The organism is Lactobacillus delbrueckii subsp. delbrueckii DSM 20074 = JCM 1012, from assembly GCF_001433875.1.
Taxonomy (GTDB): Bacteria; Bacillota; Bacilli; order Lactobacillales; family Lactobacillaceae; genus Lactobacillus; species Lactobacillus delbrueckii.
Genome location: NZ_AZCR01000025.1, coordinates 5,954 through 7,666, shown reverse-complemented (window position 1 = coordinate 7,666; position 1,713 = coordinate 5,954). Strand labels below are relative to the sequence as shown.

Genomic DNA, 1,713 nt, shown 5'->3' with positions numbered 1-1,713 from the left:
CTAGTTTAGCAAACTGTGCCCGTTTTTGGCCACAGGATGGTGTTGGTGAAGGGCAGTTTGTCGCCAGCCTGCAAAAGGCAGCTGGCGAAGAAAGCTTTGCAGCTGAAGCAGGAGAAGTTTTTTCTCCGGTCAGAAAAAACGAGGGCAAGAAGAAAAAGGGCAAAGGCAAGAATAAAGGGAATAGAAGCAGCCTGGAGCGGCCAAGCAAGGAAGAGTCCGGCTATATCAGTGAAGCTATAGCCGGCTTTAACTGGCCGGAAAGTCTTGCTTCCTGGCCAAGCCAGATGCTGAAGAGCCAGGATCATGTCTTTGTCCCGGCCCTTGAACCTGAACAATTGAAAGGGATCAAGGTCCTTAACAACGGTCTGGAACTGGGGATTTTGAAGAAGAAGCGCTTTGAGCCGAGCCACCAGCTGGCGGAAGTTTTAGGTCAAGTTGACCAGGAAAGAGTGGTTGACCTGACTGAAGACGAGTATGACCACTACCTGCATGGGGAAAGCCTGCAAGTTGACTCCAGCTTGAAGGGCTTCGTCTTGGTTTCCTGCCGGGGGATGATTTTCAGCTTTGGGAAACTCTCTGGCAAGGGACATCTGAAGAATTACTATCCTAAGGGTTTGCGGCAATAGCGGATTAGCTTTACATAATTTTGATTATGTGAAAAGGAGACAGCATGATGAAGGTAGCCCTGGTTGGGTGTTCAAATCCCTTAAAAGCAGCATATCGGCCAGTTGTTGACCAGCTGGTAAAGATCTTGGAAGACCGGGGACTGGAAGTCATGGTCAGTCAATTTTTGACCGATGATACATTAATCGGCCGGGGAGAAAAGCGGGCAAGGGAACTGGAAAGTTTCTTCCTGGATCCAGAGATGGCGCATATTTTTGACATTTCTGGCGGTGACTTGGCCAATACGGTTTTAGGCCACTTGGATCTGGAGCAGATCAAGGACAGCCAGGCGGTCTTTTACGGCTACAGCGACTTGACGACGATCTTGACGGCCCTGGCCAAAAACGGCAACCAGGCGGTCAACTTCCAGCTGCGCAACTGCCTGGTCAACAAGGATTTGCTGAAGAGCGGCTATTTTGACCGCCTGCTGGCAGGTAAAGAAGCAGCAAAAGAGCTGGATGAACTAGAAGTGACTTTTGTCCGGGGCAGTGAAATGGCAGGGCCAGTTTACGGGGGCAACCTCCGCTGCCTGCTGAAACTGGCGGGGACGCCTTACTGGCCCGATTTTACTGGCAGTATCTTGTTGCTGGAGGCCTACCGGGGTCAGCCGGAGCTGGTAGCTAGTTTACTTGAGCAATGCTGGGAGACCGGGATTTTTAACCAGATCAGCGGCGTTTTACTGGGGACATTCAGTGAGCTGGACAAGTTAAAGGAAAGCCAGTTGCCAGAAGAAATTCTCCTGGACCTGCTACCAACAAATCTTCCAATCGCCAAGACTGAATTTATTGGCCACCGGCCGGATGCTAAGGCAATAAGGTTGGGGCAAGAGTGCGTTTTCAAGGAAGTTGGCGTATAATATAAGTATAAAACCGCCCGCTAAGCCCCGTAGAAATCGGGTGATTATGATGCTTAGCGAGAAGATTATTGATTTGTTTGCATGCTTTGTAGCATTCGGTGTATTTGCAATTGTCGTTTCTATCTATCCAAAAGAAATGTTTGCATTGTTGATCGCGACTGTTCTTTTGATCGGCATTTATGCTGTAGCTAAGG

Annotated in this window: 2 protein-coding genes; both read left to right on the top strand. The window is 49.4% G+C overall.

Annotated elements, in window-relative coordinates:
* Positions 1-626: RsmF rRNA methyltransferase first C-terminal domain-containing protein (locus FD23_RS10430; RefSeq protein WP_236743882.1), on the top strand; the 626-nt coding region annotated here is incomplete at its 5' end.
* 44 nt (positions 627-670) lie between these two features.
* Positions 671-1,519, top strand: a complete 849-nt coding sequence (locus FD23_RS04930; RefSeq protein ID WP_025895861.1) for an LD-carboxypeptidase — start codon at positions 671-673, stop codon at positions 1,517-1,519.
* The last annotated feature ends 194 nt before the right edge of the window (positions 1,520-1,713 follow it).